Raw genomic sequence first — 21,816 nt, 5'->3', positions numbered from 1 at the left:
GGGGGAATCTATGTCTGATAAAGTATTAATAGTGGATGATGATCCGGCAGTTTATAAGCTGCTGGAAAAAGTCATGCACAGCAATGATCTAGAAACCACTGTTGCAGACAGCGGCCTCGCTGCTTTAAATTTATTAAAAAACCATTCCTACGATATCATTCTTATGGATGTTATGCTGGGGGACATGGAAGGCTTTGAGGTCATTAAGAGAATTCGCAGCCAGGGCGACCAGACCCCTGTTATGATCGTTAGCGGGAGAAACGAAGATTACGACTCCCTCTATGGACTTTCACTGGGTGCTGACGATTATATTACAAAGCCATTCCGTCCATTGGTTCTTGGTGCTAAGGTTAAGGCATTGATACGCCGAAATAAAAACCAGATTTTAGACAGCTCAGAGCTGATTGAATGCGGCCCCTTCTCTTATAACACTTCCACCATGCGGTTCTATAAAAACGGGGAAGAAATTGTACTTTCCTCCAAGGAAAGCAGTTTGATGCTTTTATTTATCAAACGTCCCAATCAGGTTTTTACCAAGGATATGATTTACGAGCACGTATGGGGAAACAGCATTGCCATAGACGATAACGCCATTATGGTATATATCAACCGTCTGCGCAGTAAAATCGAAAAAGACCGGCAAAAGCCGGCCCATATCGTAACAGTCAGAGGTCTAGGATACCGGTTTATCCCATAGGCCTCTGGCCTTTTTTTATGTCAAACTCGTAACTTCCGAGAATTCCTTTGATCCGTCCCACAACAGATCTGCCAGAAATATGGTGACAGCCAGAAGATCCGCACAGCCTCCTGCACTGATATTTCTATCTATAAAATCCTTATCCATACGTTTCAGGATAGAAACTGCCTCTTCCTGATACGCCCCTCCAGAAGCAAGAAATTCCTTTGCCAATTCTTTAACCTCATGTAATACCTCCGGGTTATGCCTGGCGATGATATTAGAATCATCTACCTGGCTCATCAGAGCAAATAAGGTCTGAAGCTTAACAAGATTAAAATCTCTGCCTTCCGAAATTCCCTCTGCCATCACAGGAAGGGAAATGGACCGTATGGACTGGTAGCCGCTTATGGCTTCTCCTCTGGCACCCATGGTGCCGTATTTTTGCAGATTTTTCTCTCCATTGCTGGTGAAGTCACGCATCCCATGAACTTCTTTTAATAAGGTATCCCGTACCATAGCCTGCTCCATTTCCATCAGAGAGTCCATAGTTACGGTATTATCCCTCTCAATGCAAGCCCCCACAGCCGCACTGAGTATTCCCATATTAAAAATCAGTCCCTTGTGAGTATTCACTCCAGCAGTTGCACGGTACATGGCCTTTTCTGCATCAAGGCCAATCCCTCTGATATTTGAAAATATCAAATCAGGGCTCTCCTTATGCTTTATGCCTTCCTGTGCCATGGCTGCAAAAAACGGTCTGAGAGCGTCCGCACTCCGCTCAAAGGTGGATACATCCATATCCTTATGAGCGCCATTGGAATATAAATCCACCAGGCCAGGCTTGGGGGAGGTATAGACCTCCTCCAGCAGAGCCCGGTAAGCCACATCTCCGATTTTTTCGGCATTTATATCTTTTTTATCCATATTTGTCTCGGAGAAAAGCTTCATATTTATTCCTCTGAAAATTCGAACGTTTTGATCTTACGCACAACGTCCATAACAGTACCGTCGCGGCCTTCGATGATTCCAACCACTTTATCATCAAACTGAACGCGCTCTGGCTCTCCAACGATGGAGTAAGCAATGTCTCTCAGCTCTTCAATGGTCTTGAATGGAAGATTAACATCTTTCATGCATTCGATTAAATCCTGTCTTTTCGGGTTGATTGCAATTCCATAATCAGTAACAACTACGTCAATGGACTCACCCGGTGTTGTAACAGTTGTTACGTCGGTACAGATTGCAGGAATTCTTCCCTGGATCAGAGGAGAAATAACGATGGTACATTTTGCTCCTGCTGCTGTATCCGGATGTCCGCCCTGAGCGCCGGTAACAACACCGTCAGAACCTACAACTACGTTACAGTTAAAGTTAACATCTACTTCTAAGGCTGCAAGGATAACGAAATCCAGCTTGTTAACAACAGCGCCCTTGTTGAAAGGATCTGCGTACTCGCCCGCACTGATACGGTAGTGTCTCGTATTAATTACGGACTCAACCGCACTTAAATCGAAGTCCTGAGTATCTAAAAGTGCATCAACCTGATCATTTTCCAAAAGATCACACATAGGTTTTGTAAGACCACCCACGCCGAAACGCATGCGGATATTTCTTTCCTTCATGATCTTAGCAAGGGATACGGTAGATGCGATAGAGGCACCGCCGACACCAGTCTGATAAGAGAATCCATCTTTAAAGTAAGGTGTATTCACTACAAATTCAGTACAGTAATCAGCCATCATAAGCTTACGCATGTCGCTGGTTGGCTTCGCTGCTCCTGTTGCGATCTTATCCCGATTACCGATTTCATCTACAACTACTACATAATCCACCTTTGTCATAGAGATATGAGCCGGGAAGTTAGGGAACGGAACGAGACAGTCCGTAATAGCGACTACCTTATCTGCATGGTCTGCATCAACCATGGAATAGGAAAGAACACCACAATCAGACTTTCCGCCAATACCACGGCAGTTGCCGTAATCATCACAGGTAGGAGCTCCGATAAATGCAACGTCAATTCTTACTTCGCCAGTTTCGATAGCACGAACTCTGCCGCCGTGAGAACGCATGATTGCAAGCCCCTGTAATTTGCCTTCAGAAATAGCCTGACCAATCTTTCCTCTAACACCGGAAGACTGAATGCTGGTAATGGTACCGTCTTCGATTAAAGGTAATAAAGGATCGTGAGCCTTTCCAAGAGAGCTTGCACAGATGGTGATATTCTTAATTCCCATGTTATGAACCTGTTCCATAACCATGTTTACGATATAGTCACCTTCTCTGAAGTGGTGATGGAAACCAAAGGTCATACCATCTTTGATGTTGCACTTTTCAAGCACTTCACGAATGCTGTTTACCAGCTTGCTTCCTTCACTATTAATGACACATTTTGTAACAGCGCCGTCTTTTTTATATTCATATCCATCAAAATGATGGTTTCCCATAAAGGGTTGTTTGCCTGTTATTTCTAAGATTTCTTCTGGAATATCTCTGCCTACTGCATTAATCATCTTATAAATCTCCTTTATACACACCGGAGGCCTTGGCCAGATCTATGGTTCTCTTAGCTCCGTCATAGAACGCAATGTCAATCATCTTTCCATCAACGGTAAATACTCCAATGCCCAATTCCTTTTTCTCGTCGATCTCTTTTACAACTTTTTCTGCAAAAATGATGTCCTTCTGGGTTGGGGTGAAAATCTCATGTACTACCGGAATCTGACGTGGGTTAACGATGGATTTGCCATCAAAGCCCATCAAATGAATGGTCTCAACTTCTTTACGGAATGCTTCCATATCATCAAGGTTGGTGAATACGGTATCAAAACACTGAACCTTTGCTGCTCTGGCTGCAATGATCATGCTCTGTCTTGCACCCATTAACTCTACGCCGGTTCCTGTAATACGTGTCTGTAAGTCTTTGGTATAATCTCCGCCGGACAAAGCAATACCGAAAAGTCTGTCAGTTGCTTCGCAGACATCAAGAGCCTTCATAACACCTCTGGCAGATTCGATAGCTGCAATGATAAGAGTTCTTCCTTCCGGAATGTTAAAGTCTTTCTCTGCCTGAAGAATCTCTGCCTCAACGATACGAACTTCTTCTGGTGTCTCTGTCTTAGGAATACGAATTGCGTCACAGCCGCCTGCAACTGCACAGCGGATATCTTCTTTCCAATAGGGGGTATCAAGGCCATTGATTCGAACGACACGCTCGCAGCCTCTGTAGTCAATTTCCTTTAACGCATGGTATAAGGAGAATCTTGCTACATCTTTCTGATTCTCTGCAACTGCATCCTCTAAATCAAGCATGATGGAGTCCGGTTTATAAATATACGGATCCTTTACAAGACCTGGTTTCTGGGCATTTAAAAACATCATGCTTCTTCTAAGCCGTTTTTTATTCGGATTCATTACTTTCCTGCGCCTCCCCAAAGATTATTCTCAAAATGGTCTGTAGCACGGCTTACCGCGCCCTCCACTCGTGCCTTAATGGTACAATCCAGGGCTCCTTTGTCAATAATGGCAATTTTTATATTGTTAATTCCCATATTGTTAAGAGTCTCCATAACCACTTTACGGATCTGGTTCCCGTACTGGTTAATAACTGCGCTTTCAAGCGCAAAATCGATTTTACCATTGCCCGGCTCTACGGTTACCTGACAGTCGCTGGATTCTAATGTTCCTGCCAAAGCTGGTTTTGTTATCTCCATTTTGCTTAAAGCCTCCCTTTTTTTTCGTATGATTTTATTATAATTATGGAATCTTAAATAGGGGGAAAAGGAATCTTAAAATTTATTAAGGCAGAAAGCGCTGTAAAATCAATGTATTTATCTGAAAACATTGATATCACAGCACCCTCTTCCAGATATATCCTGAATCCGGATTTAACGTGCCTTTTTCAGCCATGAGCTTATTATGTCCTCGACACGTGCATATAATTCGTCTATTGTATGGCTCCGGCTGCGTCCGCAGCTCTTTGCATCCTGACCGCATAAAAGACATCTTCTGGCCGGCGCACCAAGCTGCTCTCTGCTGATGCCATTTCCTTTGTTATCATAAACATCCATATCAAAAAGTCTTCCCAGAGGATGGGTTTCTTCTATATCAATTGTCATTTGTTTGATGAAAACAGGGTCATCGCTTTTTACGGCAAAAATTTTTAAACAACCCTCTTTTTTTATCACTTCCCGTTCTCCTTCCAGCACAAGCTCACGAGCGTCTAAGGCATTCTTAATGGCTTGTCCGCCTGCAAAAAAAGCTTCTAAGATACCAGGGGAATTTTTCTTCGGTCCAGGTATGTTCATTCCCAGGGCCACGATAACAGCTTCTTTATGAGCTTCCCTCATCTCATCCTGCATCTTTACTTTGTCTTCACGGAAGGAGAGCATCTCTTCCAAGGTTACAAGCTCTTGTTGGTTTTCCATCATAAATCTCCTTTCCTATCTTTCTGATTTTTGCTGCCAAAGGTATTACCATTAAAATCCACACAATTGGTTCTGCCACAATAATACCCATATAGTTTAATACCGGAGCCAGGAACATGGCAATAGCCACCTTTCCCACAAGCTCGATAAAGCTTGACACCACCGGCGTCTTATGATCTCCGGCTCCCTGGAGGGTGTTTCTGAAAATAGATATGGAGGCAGCCACCATATAAAACAGGGAATTGATCCTCAAATAAAGGGAAGCTGTTTTTACCACTTCCTTATTATAGGTACCGGTTACCATCTGAATCAGACGGGGCGCTGCCAGATAGCTTAAGAGTATCATGCCCACGGACCAGATAAAGGTCAGTGTCAGAGCCGTTTTAAGCCCCAAACGAATTCTGTCGGCTCTGCCTGCTCCCATATTCTGACCGCAGAAGGTTGCCATGGTGACCCCCATTACGGAAAAAGGAAGCATAAAAAATTCAGTGATTTTCCTGGCTGCTGTATGAGCCACAATGATTTCCATGCCAAAGGTATTAATGACCCTTTGAAGAGACAGAGTCCCGAAAAACACCAATGACATCATAAGAGCCATGGAAAGGCCGGAAGCATATAGCTCCCTGGCCTCTGATAAGGTGATTTTAAAATCCTTCAAACGAAACCGGAACACAGGATACCGCTTTACCATATAGAACAGGCATAACAAGGCGGCGACCGACTGGGAAATAACGGTGGCAATGGCTGCACCACCTACTCCCATCTCAAAATGATACACAAATAAGATGGCGAGAGCTATGTTTAACAGGCTGGAGCCCATTAAAAACATAAGGGGAGCCGCCGTATCTCCCACGGACCTAAGGATATTGGCGCATGCGTTATAAAGCATGGTCATGACCATTCCAAGGAGAATGATCCTGATATATGCCTTGGCATCGGATAAAAGTTCCTGGGGTACATTTAACAGCTTTAAGAAGATATTTAATCCGCCCACGCATATGAGAGTAAGAAAAAGGGAGGTCAGGGTTCCCAGGAGAAGACCTCCTGCAGAATACCGCCTGACTCCCTCTTTTTCCCCGGCTCCAAAGCTTTTTGCAGTGAGCAGTGCAAAGCCTCCGGTGAGCCCGGATAAAAAGCCTATAAATAAAGTACTGATGGAGGTAGTCGCCCCGACGGCTGCCAGAGCACCTTCTCCTAAAATACTTCCTACGATTCTTGTATCGGCCAAGCTGTAAAAAAGCTGAAAGACATTGCCAAGAGCCACCGGCACCGCAAATGTCAGCATGATTTTAGTTGGATTTCCTTTTGTTAAGTCTTTCATGACTTTTCTCCTTTATGTGTACTGCCACGAAATCCAAGAGTATGTGTTTACAAAGACTGAGATCTGGAAAAATCTGCAAAACCCTGAGTCAAAGGATAAGGGGCACTGTTTTTAAGTGGAGCCGTTATGGTTCCCTTTACATAAAAGCTAAAGGCCGGCCGGCGGTTGTTTGCCTTATTTAAATTCTTAATAAGCCTCTGGCTTCTTCCCAGTTCTCCTATGTATACCCCATTCTGATTATAAATCTCCGTTCCATAAAATCTGCCCAGGATGGTTCCGTCGCATGCCACCAGATAATCTTTCTGCCGGACGCCTACATAGCTGCCTTCCCAACTCCAGTATCTTACCATTCTTTCAACACCTTTCCTGTTTTATTATGTAACATCATACACCATTCTTTGCAAAAAAGAAACACTCCTGACTTAAGACATTGATAAATTTTAAACCTTTACTGGATTTTTCTTTTCATCTGTTATATAATACTGCAAAATACAGAATATACGCATATACAGGAGGACATTATGGGATTTCAATATATTAACAACCTGCCAAGCCCGGAAGAAATCAAGGATCGCTTTCCACTTCCGGCCGAATTTAAAGCCCTTAAGCAAGAGCGGGACCAGGCCATCAGCGACGTATTTACTGGGAAAAGCGACAAATTCCTTGTTATCATTGGACCCTGTTCTGCTGATAATGAGGACTCTGTATCAGATTATGTGAATCGGCTCACAAAGGTACAGGAAAAGACAAAGGACCGTCTGATCCTGATTCCAAGAATCTATACCAACAAACCAAGAACCACTGGAGAGGGCTACAAGGGCATGCTTCACCAGCCAGACCCGGAAAAAAAGCCGGACATGCACGAAGGCCTCATTGCCATTCGTAAAATGCACATGAAGGTATTAACAGAAACTGGCTTATCCACTGCTGACGAGATGCTCTATCCGGAGAACTTAACATATCTTGACGATGTTATGTCCTACATTGCCATTGGTGCCCGTTCTGTGGAGAACCAGCAGCACCGCCTCACTTCCAGCGGATGTGACGTGGCAGTCGGCATGAAGAATCCAACCAGTGGAGATATGTCCGTTATGTTAAACTCTGTGGTGGCCGCCCAGCAGCCACATGATTTCACCTATCGCGGCTTCGAGGTAAAAAGCAGCGGAAATCCGCTGGCCCACACGATTTTAAGGGGTGCTGTCAATAAGCATGGACAGTGCATTCCTAACTATCATTTTGAGGATCTCTTCCTTCTTCATGAGATGTATGGAAGGCGCAATCTGGCAAATCCAGCCTGTATCGTAGATGCCAACCATTCAAACTCCAATAAGAAGTACAAGGAGCAGATCCGTATCTCCAAGGAAGTTCTTCACAGCCGCAGACATTCCAAAGAGATTCACACCCTGGTAAAGGGCCTGATGATCGAAAGCTATATCGAGCCCGGCGCTCAGAAGGTCGGAGATGGCTGCTACGGAAAATCCATTACAGACCCTTGTCTTGGCTGGGATGATTCCGAACGTCTGCTTTATGAAATTGCTGATCTGATCTAAGAAGCACATTGGATAAGGGACTGCTGCAATATAGTCTTAAGGAAATATAATATAAAAAAGCGTCTTGATCCGGATTCTAACTCTCCGTATCAAGACGTTTTTTCATGTTTCCATATGTTATTTATATCATTGCAATCATAGATTCATATTGCAGCAGACGCTTACAGGCCAAGAACTGCTGATACAGTGAAATACAAAATCACCACAACGCCCAGTACTATTCTGTAATATCCAAAGAATTTAAAATCATGCTGTCTGATGTAACCCATTAAGAACTTAATGGCGTACACAGAAACAACAAAGGCAACTACCATACCCATGATGAGGTAGAATACCTGGGCGCCGCTGAATACGGAACCATTGACCAGATATTTAACTATTTTTAAAAGGCTTGCACCAAACATAACCGGGATTCCAAGGAAAAAGGAAAATTCTGCAGATGCCGCTCTGGAACACCCAAGTATCATGGCGCCAAGGATGGTGGAACCGGAACGTGACGTTCCCGGGATAAGAGCCAGAAGCTGGAACAGTCCGATATAAAGAGCTGTCTGGAAGGAGATATCTCCTACCTTCTGCACGTCAAAGGTTTTATACTGGTTCCTGTTTTCAATGACCAGAAACAGAACACCGTAAATAATCAGGGTGGCAGCAACCACATATCCATTCATCAGGTACTCATCAAGAATATCATCTACCAGCAAACCAATTACCGCAGCCGGTATACAGGCAAGCACGATCTTGCTCCACAAAACCAGGGTGGCTGTTCTTTGGGCTGGTTTCTTCCTTAAGGAAAAGGGATTCAGCTTATCAAAGTAAAGCACGACCACTGCAAGAATCGCTCCCAGCTGAATGACCACCAAAAACATGTTTTTAAAGGCTGCCGGCTGGTTTAGATGAATGATTTCATCCACCAGGATCATGTGACCGGTACTGCTGATTGGAAGCCACTCTGTAAATCCTTCTACAATTCCCAGTACCAGAACTTTTAAAATTTCTAAAATATTCATTGCATTTCCTCTGCTCTATTTTATATTTTCTATCTGCCAGTCAATCGGCTCCACTCCATTGGCCTCTAAAAAGGCATTGGCCTTGCTAAAATGCTTACAGCCGAAAAATCCCCGGTATGCGGAAAGCGGACTGGGATGAGGCGCTTCCAGTATTAAGTGTTTGGGATTATTAAGCATTGCTTTTTTATTCTGGGCAGGACGGCCCCAAAGAAGAAATACGATGGGATGGTCCTGTTCATTTAAAATACGGATGGCTGCATCGGTGAACTTCTCCCAACCGATTCCCTGATGGGAGTTGGCCGCATGGGCACGAACGGTAAGGACCGTATTCAAAAGCATGACCCCCTGATCCGACCATTTCTTCAAATATCCATGACTGGGAATCTCACACCCTAAGTCTTCCTTAAGCTCCTGATAGATATTTACCAGAGACGGTGGAATATCCACTTCAGGCTTTACGGAAAAGCAAAGGCCGTGGGCCTGACCATGATTGTGGTAAGGATCCTGACCTAAGATCACTGCCTTTACCTTGGAAAGAGGCGTGAACTGAAACGCATTGAAGATATCATCAGGCTCCGGGAAAACAAGCCCTTTCCCATATTCTTCTTTCACCTTCTGATAAAGTTCCCTGTAATACGGCTTTTTAAACTCCTCACTTAAGGGGGACAGCCAGTCATTGTCAATTGCTCCCATGTTTTCTCCTTTGCATTAAATCCTAACTGGTATCTCTAAATCTTTTAAATACCGTTTTAATTCCATAATTTCCATTTCTTTGTAGTGAAACAGGGAAGCTGCCAGTGCGGCATCTGCCTTCCCTTCGGTTAAGGCATCACGGAAATGCTCCATGGTTCCGGCTCCCCCAGAGGCGATCACAGGAACAGAAACATTCTCTGCTATGATGCTGTTTAACTCGTTGTCATAACCCGCTTTTGTACCATCGCAGTCCATACTGGTCAAAAGGATCTCTCCTGCGCCAAGACGGTCTGCCTCTCTTGCCCATTCAACTGCATCAAGTCCGGTGTCAACTCTTCCGCCGTTTTTATAAACGCTCCAGCCGCTTCCGTCTTTCCGCCTTCTGGCATCAATGGCAACCACCACACATTGGCGCCCAAACTTATCTGCGGCGTCAGAAATGAGCCTTGGGGTATTGATTGCAGATGAATTGATGGATATCTTATCGGCACCTTCTCTTAAAAGCATCTTAAAGTCGTCTACCGTACGAATACCGCCGCCTACGGTAAATGGAATGAACACCTTCTCCGCCACCCGGCGCACCATATCCACTACTGTATTTCGGTTATCTGAGGAGGCGGTGATATCTAAAAATACCAGCTCATCCGCTCCTGCCTTATCGTAGGCTGCTGCAATCTCAACGGGATCGCCTGCATCCTTTAAATCCACGAAATTTACTCCCTTTACCACTCTTGCGTTATGTACATCCAGGCATGGTATGATTCTCTTCGTTAGCATCCGGCACCTCCTTAAGTAAGTTCTATGAAATTTTTCAAGATATGAAGACCTGTATCACTGCTCTTTTCCGGATGGAACTGGCAGGCAAATAAGTTATCTCTCTCCACGGAAGCACCAAAGGTCAGACCATACTCTGCCGTTGCTGCCACATCGGATTGCCGCTTAGCTTCTAAATAATATGAATGGACAAAATAAACATATGCACCGGAATCGATACCTTTAAAAAGTCTTCCTTCCGGCTTGATCTTAAGACTGTTCCAGCCCATATGGGGCACCTTTAGACCAAGGGTATTTGGAAAACGAAGGATTCTGCCGGGCAGAAGGCCAAGACCCTTTACTCCTTCTGATTCCTGGCTGCTTTCAAAAAAGAGCTGAAGCCCCAGACAGATGCCAAGAAGGGGTGTCCCATTCTCCGCCACCTTTTGTATCACTTCCACCAGTTCATATTGGTGAAGCTTATCCATAGCTTCCCCAAACGCTCCCACTCCTGGCAGAATTACTTTATCCGCAGAAAGAAGGATTTCCTTATCCCTTGTTACGACAGGGCTTTCTCCCAGAGAAATCAGGGCTTTTTCCACACTTTTTAAATTTCCGGCATCGTAGTCAATTATCGCAATCATGGCAGCCACCTCTTTACGCCTTTTTTCAACATTTTAGCACAGTACCCTGTAATGTACAACGCAAAAAATAACTATAAACTTCGAAAGAATTCCAAAGAATTTTCAGAAACTGCATCGGCTTTCCCTTTTACGGTATCAGAAAGCTGGGAAAAGGAACCGTGGATCCGGTATAAATGAGCCTTATTATTAATAGAAGCTGTTTTTTCAAACGGCCACCGGATGACGGTAGGTGTCTGAAATCCCACCCCCAGTTCCAGAAGCAGAAGCTTCTTATTTAAGGTAGCAGAAAGCCAGTAGGTATACGCATTCCACTGAGGAAGATATCCTTCCTCTATGTATTTCTCTGCCTTTATGGTATTCCCTGTGAGGGGCTGTCCGCAATGAGGGCAGATATCATCGGGAATCTCTAAGGGCTCCCAAATATCCTTGGTACAGGATTTGGAGCACTGTCTCCAGGTTTCATTGCCACAGGGTGCGACGATTCGTTTCTGATCCAGGGAGGATTTAAGAATCTCTCCATCGGTCACTGTTGTTACAATAAAATAATCTTTTCCCTGGATCAAGTGATTCAGCTTTTCATAAAGCTCTTTTATATCTCCGGCCTCTTTGGCGTTCCACTCTTCCCCGATACCGATTAATAATTTTTCACAGTTTTTTATTTCTTCCACAATTTTTTCTTTTATCATTGATATTATCCACCTTTTGTAAGAAGTCCCCATCTATTATACATCAGCAGCAATCTTAAGAAAAGATAGAAATTCTGTTCTTGCGGCTCTTACAGTATCTATGCTATACTTATGCATGCATGAAACATAAACAAAGGAAGTAAGCCAACTATGAATAAACACATAAAGCTTTCTCCCTTGCTGGGAGGTTTTGCTGCTATCGCAGTGCTGGCACTGCTGTTAGTCATATACACCCTGACAAGACCGGTTCCCATGGCGGGTACAAAGAATATCTCCATTGATGTCGCTTATGAAAACGGAGTCAAAGAGCATTATCAGATTACCACGGAAGCCCATTTTCTTCTGGAGGCAATAAGTTCCATTCCTGAGCTTAAGGTTTCAGGAACCTCAAGCGACGAATTTGGACTTATGGTAACTACCATCAATGGAACGAGAGCCGATTACCAAAAGGACCATGCTTATTGGGCGCTCCTGTTAAATGGCGAGCCCTGCAGCTACGGGGTCAGCCAGCAGCCCATTAAGGATAAGGAGGCATATACGTTTCAGTATACCCCTGCAAACGAGGAGGCCCAAAAGCCATGAAAACCGTTCCCCCTATGACAACTGGTGAACTGGTACGGGATGCTCTTTTAGCTGCCTTGTTATTTATCAGCCAGGTAAGTCTTGCCTGGATCAGTAACGTGGAGCTGGTATCCCTTCTGCTGATTTTATATACTCTGGTATTCAAAAAACACGTATGGCTGATCCTGTACGTGTTTATTGTATTGGAGGGACTTGTGTATGGATTTGGGCTGTGGTGGTTTTCCTACCTCTATGTATGGCCCATTCTTCCGGCTGCTGTTTTTCTTTTTATAAAAGAAAGACCTCCAAAGCCATTTACCATAGCCATATTATCAGGAATATTTGGATTGCTCTTTGGTCTGTTCTGCTCCCTGTCCTATGTTATTCTTGCAGGACCCCAAGCCGCCTTTGTCTGGTGGACGGCCGGAATTCCCTTTGACCTTGTTCATGGGATCGGTAATTTCGTACTGTCCCTTATCTTATTTTCGCCGTTATACCGGCTTCTTACTGCATTAAACCGTATCCAATCATAAAAAGGAGTGCTATCCATGGAATCAGCAATTGTCAGAATCAAAAAAGGTGAGGCCCGCGCCTTAAAAGCAGGAGGTATGTGGATCTATGATAACGAAATCGATACCATTACCGGAGATTTTACCAACGGGGATATGGTAACCGTGGAGGATTTTGACGGCTACTTTCTTGGCCGTGGTTTTATCAACACCAATTCTAAAATCACCATCCGCATCATGACCCGGAAAAAAGACACTGAAATCAACGAAGATTTTATTGAGATGCGGGTGAGAAATGCCTGGGAATATCGGAAAACCACCTCCGATACGGACAGCTGCCGCGTGATCTTTGGAGAGGCTGATTTTCTTCCCGGTATTGTGGTGGACAAGTTCTCCGATGTGCTGGTGGTGGAATCCCTTGCCCTGGGCATTGACCGTTTAAAACCGCTGATCCTGGATACCTTGAAACGAATCTTAAAAGAAGATGGGATTGAAATCCGCGGAATCTACGAAAGAAGCGATGCGAAAGTCCGCCTCCAGGAAGGCATGGAGCGGGTAAAGGGCTTTATCGGAGAACCATTTGACACCAAGGTAGAGATCGTGGAAAATGGAGTCAAGTATATGGTAGATGTTCAGGACGGCCAGAAAACCGGATTTTTCCTGGATCAGAAATACAACCGTCTCGCTATGCACCGGATCTGCAAAGGAAAACGGGTATTAGACTGCTTTACCCACACCGGTTCCTTTGCATTAAACGCCGGAATCGCCGGAGCAACTGAGGTTCTTGGCGTTGATGCCTCTGAGCTCGGAGTGGCCCAGGCTACGGAAAACGCACGGCTAAATGATTTATCCGACGTGGTGACCTTTCAGTGTGCTGACGTGTTCGAGCTTCTTCCTGAGCTTGAAAAAAAGGGAGAAAAGTTTGACGTAGTCATTTTGGACCCGCCTGCCTTTACAAAATCAAGGAACTCCGTGAAAAATGCCGTAAAAGGATATCGAGAGATCAACTTAAGAGGCATGAAGCTGGTAAAAGACGGAGGATATCTTGCTACCTGCTCCTGCTCTCATTTTATGACACCGGAGCTTTTTACCAAGACCATACGGGAGGCAGCCGCTAACGTTCATAAGCGTCTCCGTCAGGTAGAATACCGGACACAGGCAGCCGATCACCCTATTTTATGGGCTGGGGAAGATACTTCTTACTATTTAAAGTTCTATATCTTCCAGGTCTGTGATGAGAAATAAATAGAATTGATTTTGCAGCGCTCCTGTAAGTAAAAGCGGGGGCGTTGCATTAGGCAATCAGGTTAGTTAATACTAACCTGATTGCATCCAAGTTGAATTCCGGGTATTGGATTTCATCCTATCATTGGTTCTACAAACCTTAACAGCACGGAATGGAGATTTTATATGAAAGATATGATTCGTAAAGATATTATTTTTACCAAAGAAGAAATGGATGATATATTTCTCATTCTGGAATATTCTGCTATCTCTCTTCTCGATATTAGGCATCATTTGATCTCTCCCGAAGAAACGTTACTAGATTTTACTTTACCTTGCAGTGCTTTTCTTTTTACGACCCCTGGAAAGGCAGAAGTGCTGTTGGGGGGCAAATCCTATCAGATCAATCATTTCAGCCTCTTTCATGGCGGCAAGGGTACCTCTCTTTCTATTATCCCTCATGGTGAGTGGCTGGAATATTATATGATCTTCTACAAAACCGGCGAAACACAGTTTAACAAAGACAAATTAAAGAAATTACTGAAGCAGATTAATCCATTTCAGCAGCAATATGGGTTTACTCCTCAAAATCCTGTTTTTTTCACAGAGATTTTACGAAGTATCTATGAACATTGGAACGAGCCTGCTCCCATGAAAATATTTTATGAGAAATCTTTATTCTATCAGTTTACCTATGAACTATACAAGGAACTGGCAGAGGCCAGCGTATTGACCTTTAATCCAGATATTGTCCATATGACCATACGGTATATTGAGAAGAATTATGCGGCTTCCATTGCAGTTCAGGATCTTTGTCAAAAATTCGGCATCAGCTACAGCCATTTTTACAGACTTTTTAAAAAGGAGACCGGAAGTACCTTTCAAGCATACCTTTTAAAAATACGCTTGGAAAAGGCCCGCAAGTATATAATAGAAAGCAATTATTCACTTAGTGAAATTGCGAAATTTACCGGTTTTTATGATGAATTTCATCTAAGCAGCTCTTTTAAAAAGCTTACGGGAATGTCTCCGGCAACTCTAAGAAAGAATCTTACATGGGACAAGATATATGCTTACATGGAAAATCCGGAGTTCTCACACTATAATGAAGCGTATCCAGTTAGTCAAGACAAACTCAATACACAAGGAGATATTATGTTTAAACATTTGAAAAACAAAACAGCAGTGATGGCTGCAGCGCTTTCCTTAATGACTCTCTTATCCGGCTGTTCCACAGCATCATCAGCTTCTGACACCACGACTTCAACAGCAGCTCAGGCTGAAGACAGTCAGAATACAAAAAAAGAGGATGGTTCCCAAAAATCAGATACAAAAATATTACAAACGATAAAAGGCGACGTGGAAATCCCCGTAACCCCCAAACGGGTCGTTACGGACAGCGGATTATTAGGAGATATTCTGGCACTGGGAGTGATTCCGGCAGCCATTGAAAATTATGGTGCTACCGATGTGTCCTATAAGGATTTAATCAAGGACATCACAGTCTTAGAAAAATGGGAACCAGAATACATTATGGCAGAGCAGCCGGACTTAATCATCACCCAATATGAAGAAAACTATGAACAGCTATCAAAAGTTGCACCAACGGTTTATGTTCCCTCCGACCAGATGACGGTAGATGAAGAATTACCATTTTTAGCAGAAGCCTTGGGAAAAGACCCGGAAGAAGGGAAAAAAATTCTGGACGCTTATTATAAAAAAGTCGCTGAATATAAAGCCAAACTAGAAGAAGCCGGTCTATATAACAAAACCTTCAGCGTCATCAGAGTCCAGGGTGAAAATCAGATCGGTGTTCGATGGAGCAGCAATCTGGGTGGTCAGATTTTATTCGGTTCATTGGATCTTCCTAAAACAGAAGGCGCGCAAGAAGAAATTGATGCTGGCCATGACTGGGGGGCAACACTCTCCTTTGAAGCACTGCCTAAATATATGGGGGATTATATCCTTGTGACGGAATACGGTAACTATGATTTGATCAAAGATAATCCTATCTGGAAGTCACTTCCCGCTGTGGAAGCCGGTAATATTATTATATTATCAGAGCCATATATGTATCTGAATGATATTTACTCCTGGTCAGCCCAGTTAGACCTGGTGGGGGATGCTCTTTTGGAGTTAGCAGAGAAAGAAAAGTAAGAAAGCACTACATAGAACGCAAAGAAACGCCTTGATTGAAATTTCCTATGGAAGTTCCAATCAAGGCGTTCTTTTATTTAATCATTTATTATGCTTTATGTCTATTGTTTCTCAGTCTGGGGATTCCCGTACCACTCATCTTTTAAAAGCCCATATTCTAAGGTATCAAGCCAAATCGGCTCTCCCTTCTCATCGGTTTTAAAATAGATGTTTTTAACCAGCAATCCTTCCCGCCTCATAGACAAACGCTCCATCAGCTTCCAGGAACGCTCATTATCCGGATTGCACAAGGCAACGATTCTCCTTACGCCAGGTTCACGAAATGCATGATCAAGAAATGCCTTGGCACTCTCAAATGCCAATCCCTTTCCCATATAACGGGGATTAAACACATAACCCAATTCCCAGGTTTCAAACTCCATTTTCTTAAATAGAAGTTCTCCTATTACGTTTCCAGTCTCCTTTAAGCATACTGCGTAAAAGATATCCTGTTCTGTTCTTTTTATTGCAGCTTCTCTGGCCCGGTCACTGGTATATGCTTCATAGGGCAGATACCGGACCACCTCCTCATCGGAAAGATACTCATAAATATCCTGCCAATCTTCTGGCCGGAATCTGCGAATGACCAGTCGGTCTGTGGTTATTTCCATCTTATTGTCCTCCCAGTCCTTTCTCATCTGTAAAATTGAGAATATACGCCTCCGGGGACCACACCGCCCCGGTACTGTGCAAGCTCACTGACCGTGACAAGCTGATATCCTGCTGCAGTAAGTTTTGGTATGATATCCAGGGCTGCCGCTCCTGTCTGGGGATATAATTCATGCATCAGCACAATGTCTCCATCTCTTACCTTAGTTAATACAGACTGTATGGTCTTATTCGTATTTCTTGTCTTCCAATCCAGAGTATCAATGCTCCACATGATCATAGGAGCCTTGACGTTCTGAAGAACGGTCTGGTTCTTATTTCCTCCTGGGAGTCTTACAAGCTGAGGTCTTACTCCGGTAGCTGCAAACACTGCATCGCTGCAGCGGTTGATCTCACTTTGTATCTGTGCGCCATTTAACTTGTTTAAGTACTTGTGGTCAAAGGTGTGATTTCCGATCTCATGTCCTTCCGCCACCATGCGCTTAAGCTCTGTTTCATAAGCTGCTGCTCTGCTGCCCACCACAAAGAATGTAGCTTTTCCACCATACTGTGCGAGGGAATCCATGATCTGATTTCCTACAGGAGCGTAAGGGCCGTCATCAAAGGTCAGTGCCACCATGGGCTTATTGGGATCAATCTGTCTTCCCGTCTCGGCAGGCTGCGTTTCAGCTTGTCCACTTTCTTCGGAAGCTGTTTCGTTTGTGCCGCTTTCCTGACTGCTCTCTTCCGTTTTCTGCTCCTGGGTTGTCTGTTCCTGGGTTTCCTGACTGGAGCTGCTCTCTTTTGTCGCCTCTGACTCCTCCTCTGCCTTACCAGGCTGGTCTGAAATATTTCCGTTTTTATCTACCCATCTGGCGACGCCAGGTCCCAGGTTTTCATCTATCCAGCCATTCCTTACATCAGTCCTGTCTGGAGCCGGCGCAGTCTCATCTGCCATAGATGAAAATGGCGCGGCTGGTACAAAGGCTGTTACAAGTGCGACAGCCATTAGAATACTTGTCCATTGTAAAAATCTCTTCATATTCCATCACTCCTTTAGCGGTTACTGATTATTACTATACAGGAAAGACGGAAGAATTGGAAGAAGTTTACTAAAAAAGTAAAGAAGCCTTAAAAGAAGCTTAAGTATCCTGGCCCACTTTTTTATCCATTTAATTTTAGGGAAACAGCCAGAGCTGCTTCAAACACAGGCTGGTCCGTTTTAAATACAGGTATCCCAAGCTCCCTTGCCTTTTCCTCCATTCCATCCTCTGGCTGAATGCCTTCTGCCAGTATAATACAGGAAGCTTTTACCAAAGAAGCCACTGCCAGTGTATTCCTGTTTCCAATGACCGTTACCCAGGCGCAGCCCTCCGGCGCCTTTCCCATAGCATGACTTAAAAGGTCACAGCAATAAGGGATGGATATCCTTTGATTCCCCCCATTTCCCTCGGTCACCACCTGAAAGTAACCGCTGTCTATCAGCTCTTTTATTGTCATTTTTATCCCCTTTTTCCCTTTATTCATAAAAATAAAAGCATTTATGATAATTATAGCACAAATCAGCCCCAGGTAGTAGGAAGATTAGACGTAATCTTTGTTATTTTTTTGTCGAATATCGTTCAAAACTATAGATTTTTTATCAATAACATGGTAAAATATCAGGTACATTGCACAACACATTTTAAGGAGGTTATTTATGACTTGTATAAAGCAAGGCGTCCCTTTTCAGGGGACGAAAGAGCAGGAAGCTGCTTTGAAAGAAGCAATCTTCCTGCTGAAAGATGCAAAAGGATCTCTTATGCCTATCATGCAGAAGGCACAGGAGATTTACGGTTATCTTCCAATCGAAGTACAAACCATGATTTCCGATGAAACAGGCATTCCTCTTGAGAAAATCTACGGGGTAGCCACTTTTTATTCTCAGTTCGCACTGCAGCCAAAGGGCAAATATCAGGTCTCAGTATGTCTTGGTACCGCCTGCTATGTAAAAGGCTCGGGAGACATCTTCCACAAGCTGGAAGATCTTCTTGGAATCACCAACGGTGAATGCACACCGGATGGAAAGTTTTCTCTTGATTCCTGCCGCTGCGTAGGTGCCTGTGGTCTTGCCCCTGTCCTTATGGTTAATGGGGAAGTTTATGGAAGGCTTTCGGCTGACGATGTTCCTGACATCCTGGCCAAGTATGAATAATTCAAAAGGTATCTTATGAAAGAGATCTCGTTACATATTCTGGATGCGGCAGAAAACTCCCTTCGGGCAGACGCTTCCCTAATCTCCATCCTTGTTTGGGTGGATGAGAGGAATAATCGGCTGACCGCCGTCATCACCGATGACGGAAAAGGTATGACAGAGGAAACCTTGTTCAGGGTCACTGACCCGTTTTTTACCACAAGGTCTACCAGAAACGTTGGACTTGGCATTCCGTTTTTCAAGTATGCGGCTGAAATTACTGGGGGAAGTTTCTCCATTTGGTCCAAACCGGAAAAGGGAACAACAGTAACCGCTGTCTTTTCCCTGTCCAGCATTGACCGAATGCCCCTTGGTGACATAAACAGCACCATAGAGACACTGATCCTTTGCCATCCAGATAAGAACTTTTTCTATACCTACCGTTTTAATGAAGCAGCCTTTGAATTGGATACAAGAAGCTTCCGAAAGATCCTTTTGGATATCCCACTGAATGAGCCGGAGATATCTGCCTTTATAAAGGAATACTTACGGGAGAACAAATCGGAGATAGATGGAGATGCGGCCATTTAGGGCCGTTTTATTGGAGGAATAACATGAAGACTCTTGAGGAATTAAAGGAAATCCGAGATAAAATGCAGAGTCAGGTCGCCATGAGAAAAGAAGATCACGGGCGCACGCGCATTCTGGTGGGTATGTCCACATGCGGCATTGCAAGCGGCGCAAGACCTGTTCTACAGACACTGTCAAACCTGGTTCAGGAACACCATATGACAGACCGGTTCACCGTTATCCAGACCGGCTGCAATGGCTTATGCCAGTACGAACCAATCGTAGAAATTTTGGAACCCGGAAAAGAAACCATCACTTATGTTAAGATGACACCTGAAAAAGCAGAAGAAATCTTTCAGGAGCATGTTATCAATGGTCAGGTTCTGGAAAACTATACGTTGGCTTTTGCTGACGCAAAATAAGGAGGAATCAGGAGATGTATCGTTCACATGTATTGGTTTGCGGCGGCACAGGGTGCACCTCTTCCGGCAGCCAGCAGATTATGGCTAGATTAGAGGATGAACTTGGAAAACAGGGACTTTCTGAGGAAGTATCCGTGGTACAGACCGGATGTCACGGTCTTTGTGCATTAGGACCTATTATGATCGTTTATCCGGACGCAGCTTTTTATGCAATGGTCAAGGAAGAAGACATTCCGGAGATTGTCAGTGAGCACTTATTAAAGGGACGGCCAGTAGAGAGACTTCTCTATGAGGAGACCGTTACGCCATCAGGCATTAAGGCTTTAAGTGATACCGATTTCTATAAGAAACAGCACAGAATCGCACTTAGAAACTGCGGTGTTATCAATCCCGAAGTAATTGAGGAATACATTGGTACCGGCGGGTATCAGGCGCTTGGTAAAGTTTTAACAGAGATGACTCCTGATGAAGTCATTCAGGAGCTTTTAGACAGCGGATTAAGAGGACGAGGCGGCGCAGGATTCCCTACCGGTTTAAAATGGAAGCTTGCAAAGCAGAACGATGCCGATCAAAAATATGTCTGCTGTAACGCGGATGAAGGAGATCCCGGTGCATTTATGGACCGTTCCGTACTGGAAGGAGACCCACATGCACTTTTAGAAGCCATGACCATTGCAGGTTATGCTATCGGCGCTTCCCAGGGTTACATATATGTTCGTGCAGAGTATCCAATTGCGGTCGACCGTCTTAGAATTGCCATTGCCCAGTCAAGAGAGATGGGACTGTTAGGGGATGATATCTTTGGAACCGGATTTTCCTTTGATATTGACCTTCGTCTTGGAGCAGGTGCCTTTGTATGCGGCGAGGAAACTGCCCTTATGGTTTCCATTGAAGGAAACCGCGGCGAGCCAAGACCACGTCCTCCATTCCCTGCCCAGAAGGGCCTATTTGGCAAACCCACCATCTTAAATAACGTAGAAACCTATGCAAACATTCCCCAGATTATCTTAAACGGCTCCAAATGGTTCGCTTCCATGGGTACAGAGCGTTCCAAGGGAACCAAGGTATTTGCACTGGGCGGAAAGATTAAGAATACCGGACTTGTAGAAGTTCCTATGGGAACCACTCTCCGTGAAATCATTGAAGAAGTGGGAGGCGGCATTCCAAACGGCAAGAAGTTTAAGGCAGCCCAGACTGGCGGTCCTTCCGGCGGCTGTATTCCAATGGAGCATTATGACATTCCCATTGATTACGACAATTTAATTTCCATTGGTTCCATGATGGGCTCCGGCGGTCTGATTGTTATGGATGAAACCGACTGTATGGTGGATATCGCCAAGTTCTTTTTAGAGTTTACCGTAGAAGAATCCTGCGGCAAATGTACCCCATGCCGGATCGGAACCAAGCGTATGCTGGAAATCCTTGATAAGATCACAAAGGGCCAGGCTACCCTTGAAGATGTGGATCGTCTGGAAGAGTTATGCGACTATGTAAAAGCAAACTCTGCATGCGGCTTAGGCCAGACAGCTCCCAATCCGGTTCTATCAACCTTAAAGTTCTTCCGGGATGAATACAATGCCCACATTATAGACAAAACCTGTCCAGCTGGTGTGTGTAAAGCACTCCTCTCCTATTATATTGATTCCGAAAAGTGCAGGGGCTGTACGCTCTGCGCAAGAAACTGTCCAGTTCAGGCAATCTCCGGTTCCGTTAAGAACCCACACATCATCGACTTTGACAAATGTATCAAGTGCGGTGTATGTATGGAGAAATGCAAATTTGACGCTGTTTATAAGAGATAATGGAGGGAGAC

General features: G+C 44.3%; 25 protein-coding genes. 10 read left to right on the top strand and 15 right to left on the bottom strand.

All coding sequences use genetic code 11. The features are described from left to right. The first annotated feature begins 10 nt into the window (after positions 1-10). Complete coding sequence (locus tag T546_RS0114365; protein ID WP_024835053.1) at positions 11-697, top strand: response regulator transcription factor; 687 nt, start codon at positions 11-13, stop codon at positions 695-697. A 15-nt stretch (positions 698-712) separates the two neighbouring features. Here T546_RS0114365 and citG read toward each other — a convergent pair whose 3' ends face one another. From citG to T546_RS0114330, 7 genes are all read right to left on the bottom strand, one after another. Beyond that, complete coding sequence (gene citG, locus T546_RS23645) at positions 713-1,603, bottom strand: triphosphoribosyl-dephospho-CoA synthase CitG (protein ID WP_051629866.1); 891 nt, start codon at positions 1,601-1,603, stop codon at positions 713-715. A 26-nt stretch (positions 1,604-1,629) separates the two neighbouring features. After that, a complete protein-coding gene (citF, locus tag T546_RS0114355; protein ID WP_026892210.1) occupies positions 1,630-3,192 on the bottom strand; it encodes a citrate lyase subunit alpha in 1,563 nt (520 codons plus the stop codon). 1 nt (position 3,193) lies between these two features. Further along, positions 3,194-4,093 (bottom strand): aldolase/citrate lyase family protein, encoded by a 900-nt coding sequence (locus T546_RS0114350; RefSeq protein ID WP_026892209.1) that lies wholly within the window; start codon positions 4,091-4,093, stop codon positions 3,194-3,196. Continuing rightward, positions 4,093-4,392 carry a citrate lyase acyl carrier protein gene (gene citD / locus T546_RS0114345; RefSeq protein WP_026892208.1) on the bottom strand — a complete coding sequence of 100 codons (300 nt, stop codon included), beginning with the start codon at positions 4,390-4,392 and terminating at the stop codon, positions 4,093-4,095. Before citD ends, T546_RS0114350 begins: the two co-directional genes overlap by 1 nt. 174 nt (positions 4,393-4,566) lie before the next feature. Further along, on the bottom strand, positions 4,567-5,106 hold the full coding sequence (gene citX / locus T546_RS0114340; RefSeq protein WP_026892207.1) for a citrate lyase holo-[acyl-carrier protein] synthase: 540 nt from the start codon (positions 5,104-5,106) through the stop codon (positions 4,567-4,569). Next, positions 5,054-6,427 (bottom strand): MATE family efflux transporter, encoded by a 1,374-nt coding sequence (locus T546_RS23640; protein WP_051629859.1) that lies wholly within the window; start codon positions 6,425-6,427, stop codon positions 5,054-5,056. The genes citX and T546_RS23640 overlap by 53 nt, the downstream gene beginning before the upstream one ends. A 47-nt stretch (positions 6,428-6,474) precedes the next feature. Continuing rightward, the gene (locus tag T546_RS0114330; RefSeq protein WP_026892206.1) at positions 6,475-6,777 is read right to left on the bottom strand and encodes a hypothetical protein; all 303 of its coding nucleotides are present in this window, start codon (positions 6,775-6,777) and stop codon (positions 6,475-6,477) included. A gap of 171 nt (positions 6,778-6,948) precedes the next feature. Here T546_RS0114330 and T546_RS0114325 point away from each other — a divergent pair, with 171 nt between their 5' ends. Further along, entirely contained in the window at positions 6,949-7,977 is a 1,029-nt protein-coding gene (locus T546_RS0114325) for a 3-deoxy-7-phosphoheptulonate synthase (RefSeq protein ID WP_026892205.1), read from the top strand. 161 nt (positions 7,978-8,138) lie between these two features. Here T546_RS0114325 and T546_RS0114320 read toward each other — a convergent pair whose 3' ends face one another. The 5 genes from T546_RS0114320 to T546_RS0114300 all read right to left on the bottom strand — a co-directional run bounded on the left by T546_RS0114320 (position 8,139) and on the right by T546_RS0114300 (position 11,760). Then, the gene (locus T546_RS0114320; RefSeq protein ID WP_026892204.1) at positions 8,139-8,984 is read right to left on the bottom strand and encodes an undecaprenyl-diphosphate phosphatase; all 846 of its coding nucleotides are present in this window, start codon (positions 8,982-8,984) and stop codon (positions 8,139-8,141) included. Positions 8,985-8,999: 15 nt separating this feature from the next. Beyond that, complete coding sequence (ung, locus tag T546_RS0114315) at positions 9,000-9,677, bottom strand: uracil-DNA glycosylase (protein WP_026892203.1); 678 nt, start codon at positions 9,675-9,677, stop codon at positions 9,000-9,002. Positions 9,678-9,692: 15 nt separating this feature from the next. Continuing rightward, positions 9,693-10,454 carry an imidazole glycerol phosphate synthase subunit HisF gene (hisF, locus tag T546_RS0114310; RefSeq protein WP_026892202.1) on the bottom strand — a complete coding sequence of 254 codons (762 nt, stop codon included), beginning with the start codon at positions 10,452-10,454 and terminating at the stop codon, positions 9,693-9,695. An 11-nt stretch (positions 10,455-10,465) separates the two neighbouring features. Beyond that, positions 10,466-11,074, bottom strand: a complete 609-nt coding sequence (gene hisH, locus T546_RS0114305; protein WP_026892201.1) for an imidazole glycerol phosphate synthase subunit HisH — start codon at positions 11,072-11,074, stop codon at positions 10,466-10,468. 71 nt (positions 11,075-11,145) lie between these two features. Beyond that, entirely contained in the window at positions 11,146-11,760 is a 615-nt protein-coding gene (locus T546_RS0114300; protein ID WP_034599386.1) for a hypothetical protein, read from the bottom strand. A gap of 150 nt (positions 11,761-11,910) precedes the next feature. Here T546_RS0114300 and T546_RS0114295 point away from each other — a divergent pair, with 150 nt between their 5' ends. From T546_RS0114295 to T546_RS0114280, 4 genes are all read left to right on the top strand, one after another. Then, positions 11,911-12,342, top strand: coding sequence for a DUF4430 domain-containing protein (locus T546_RS0114295; protein ID WP_026892199.1), 432 nt, complete (start codon positions 11,911-11,913; stop codon positions 12,340-12,342). Next, positions 12,339-12,854: a hypothetical protein gene (locus tag T546_RS0114290; protein WP_242842240.1), complete on the top strand. Its 516-nt coding sequence runs from the start codon at positions 12,339-12,341 to the stop codon at positions 12,852-12,854. Before T546_RS0114295 ends, T546_RS0114290 begins: the two co-directional genes overlap by 4 nt. A gap of 15 nt (positions 12,855-12,869) precedes the next feature. Continuing rightward, a complete protein-coding gene (locus T546_RS0114285; RefSeq protein ID WP_026892197.1) occupies positions 12,870-14,075 on the top strand; it encodes a class I SAM-dependent rRNA methyltransferase in 1,206 nt (401 codons plus the stop codon). 165 nt (positions 14,076-14,240) lie between these two features. Then, complete coding sequence (locus T546_RS0114280) at positions 14,241-16,211, top strand: helix-turn-helix domain-containing protein (protein ID WP_026892196.1); 1,971 nt, start codon at positions 14,241-14,243, stop codon at positions 16,209-16,211. A 101-nt stretch (positions 16,212-16,312) separates the two neighbouring features. On the opposite strand, the gene T546_RS0114275 is transcribed toward T546_RS0114280, so the two are convergent. The 3 genes from T546_RS0114275 to T546_RS0114265 all read right to left on the bottom strand — a co-directional run bounded on the left by T546_RS0114275 (position 16,313) and on the right by T546_RS0114265 (position 18,338). After that, positions 16,313-16,861, bottom strand: a complete 549-nt coding sequence (locus tag T546_RS0114275) for a GNAT family N-acetyltransferase (protein ID WP_026892195.1) — start codon at positions 16,859-16,861, stop codon at positions 16,313-16,315. 23 nt (positions 16,862-16,884) lie between these two features. Then, positions 16,885-17,880, bottom strand: a complete 996-nt coding sequence (locus T546_RS0114270) for a polysaccharide deacetylase family protein (RefSeq protein WP_026892194.1) — start codon at positions 17,878-17,880, stop codon at positions 16,885-16,887. Positions 17,881-18,002: 122 nt separating this feature from the next. Further along, positions 18,003-18,338 (bottom strand): DRTGG domain-containing protein, encoded by a 336-nt coding sequence (locus tag T546_RS0114265; RefSeq protein WP_026892193.1) that lies wholly within the window; start codon positions 18,336-18,338, stop codon positions 18,003-18,005. Positions 18,339-18,537: 199 nt separating this feature from the next. Here T546_RS0114265 and T546_RS0114260 point away from each other — a divergent pair, with 199 nt between their 5' ends. From T546_RS0114260 to nuoF, 4 genes are read left to right on the top strand one after another with little or no spacing between them, the layout of a single operon-like run. After that, positions 18,538-19,032: an NADH-quinone oxidoreductase subunit NuoE family protein gene (locus T546_RS0114260; RefSeq protein ID WP_026892192.1), complete on the top strand. Its 495-nt coding sequence runs from the start codon at positions 18,538-18,540 to the stop codon at positions 19,030-19,032. Between the two features lie 15 nt (positions 19,033-19,047). Then, entirely contained in the window at positions 19,048-19,602 is a 555-nt protein-coding gene (locus T546_RS0114255) for an ATP-binding protein (protein ID WP_026892191.1), read from the top strand. A gap of 23 nt (positions 19,603-19,625) precedes the next feature. Continuing rightward, entirely contained in the window at positions 19,626-20,003 is a 378-nt protein-coding gene (locus T546_RS0114250) for a (2Fe-2S) ferredoxin domain-containing protein (protein ID WP_026892190.1), read from the top strand. Positions 20,004-20,017: 14 nt separating this feature from the next. Beyond that, positions 20,018-21,805, top strand: a complete 1,788-nt coding sequence (gene nuoF / locus T546_RS0114245) for an NADH-quinone oxidoreductase subunit NuoF (protein ID WP_026892189.1) — start codon at positions 20,018-20,020, stop codon at positions 21,803-21,805. Positions 21,806-21,816: the final 11 nt, after the last annotated feature.

Origin of the sequence: [Clostridium] aerotolerans DSM 5434, from assembly GCF_000687555.1 — a bacterium.
Classification (GTDB): Bacteria; Bacillota; Clostridia; order Lachnospirales; family Lachnospiraceae; genus Lacrimispora; species Lacrimispora aerotolerans.
The sequence above is the reverse complement of the archived record's forward strand: the minus strand, read 5'-3'. Positions and strand labels throughout refer to the sequence as shown.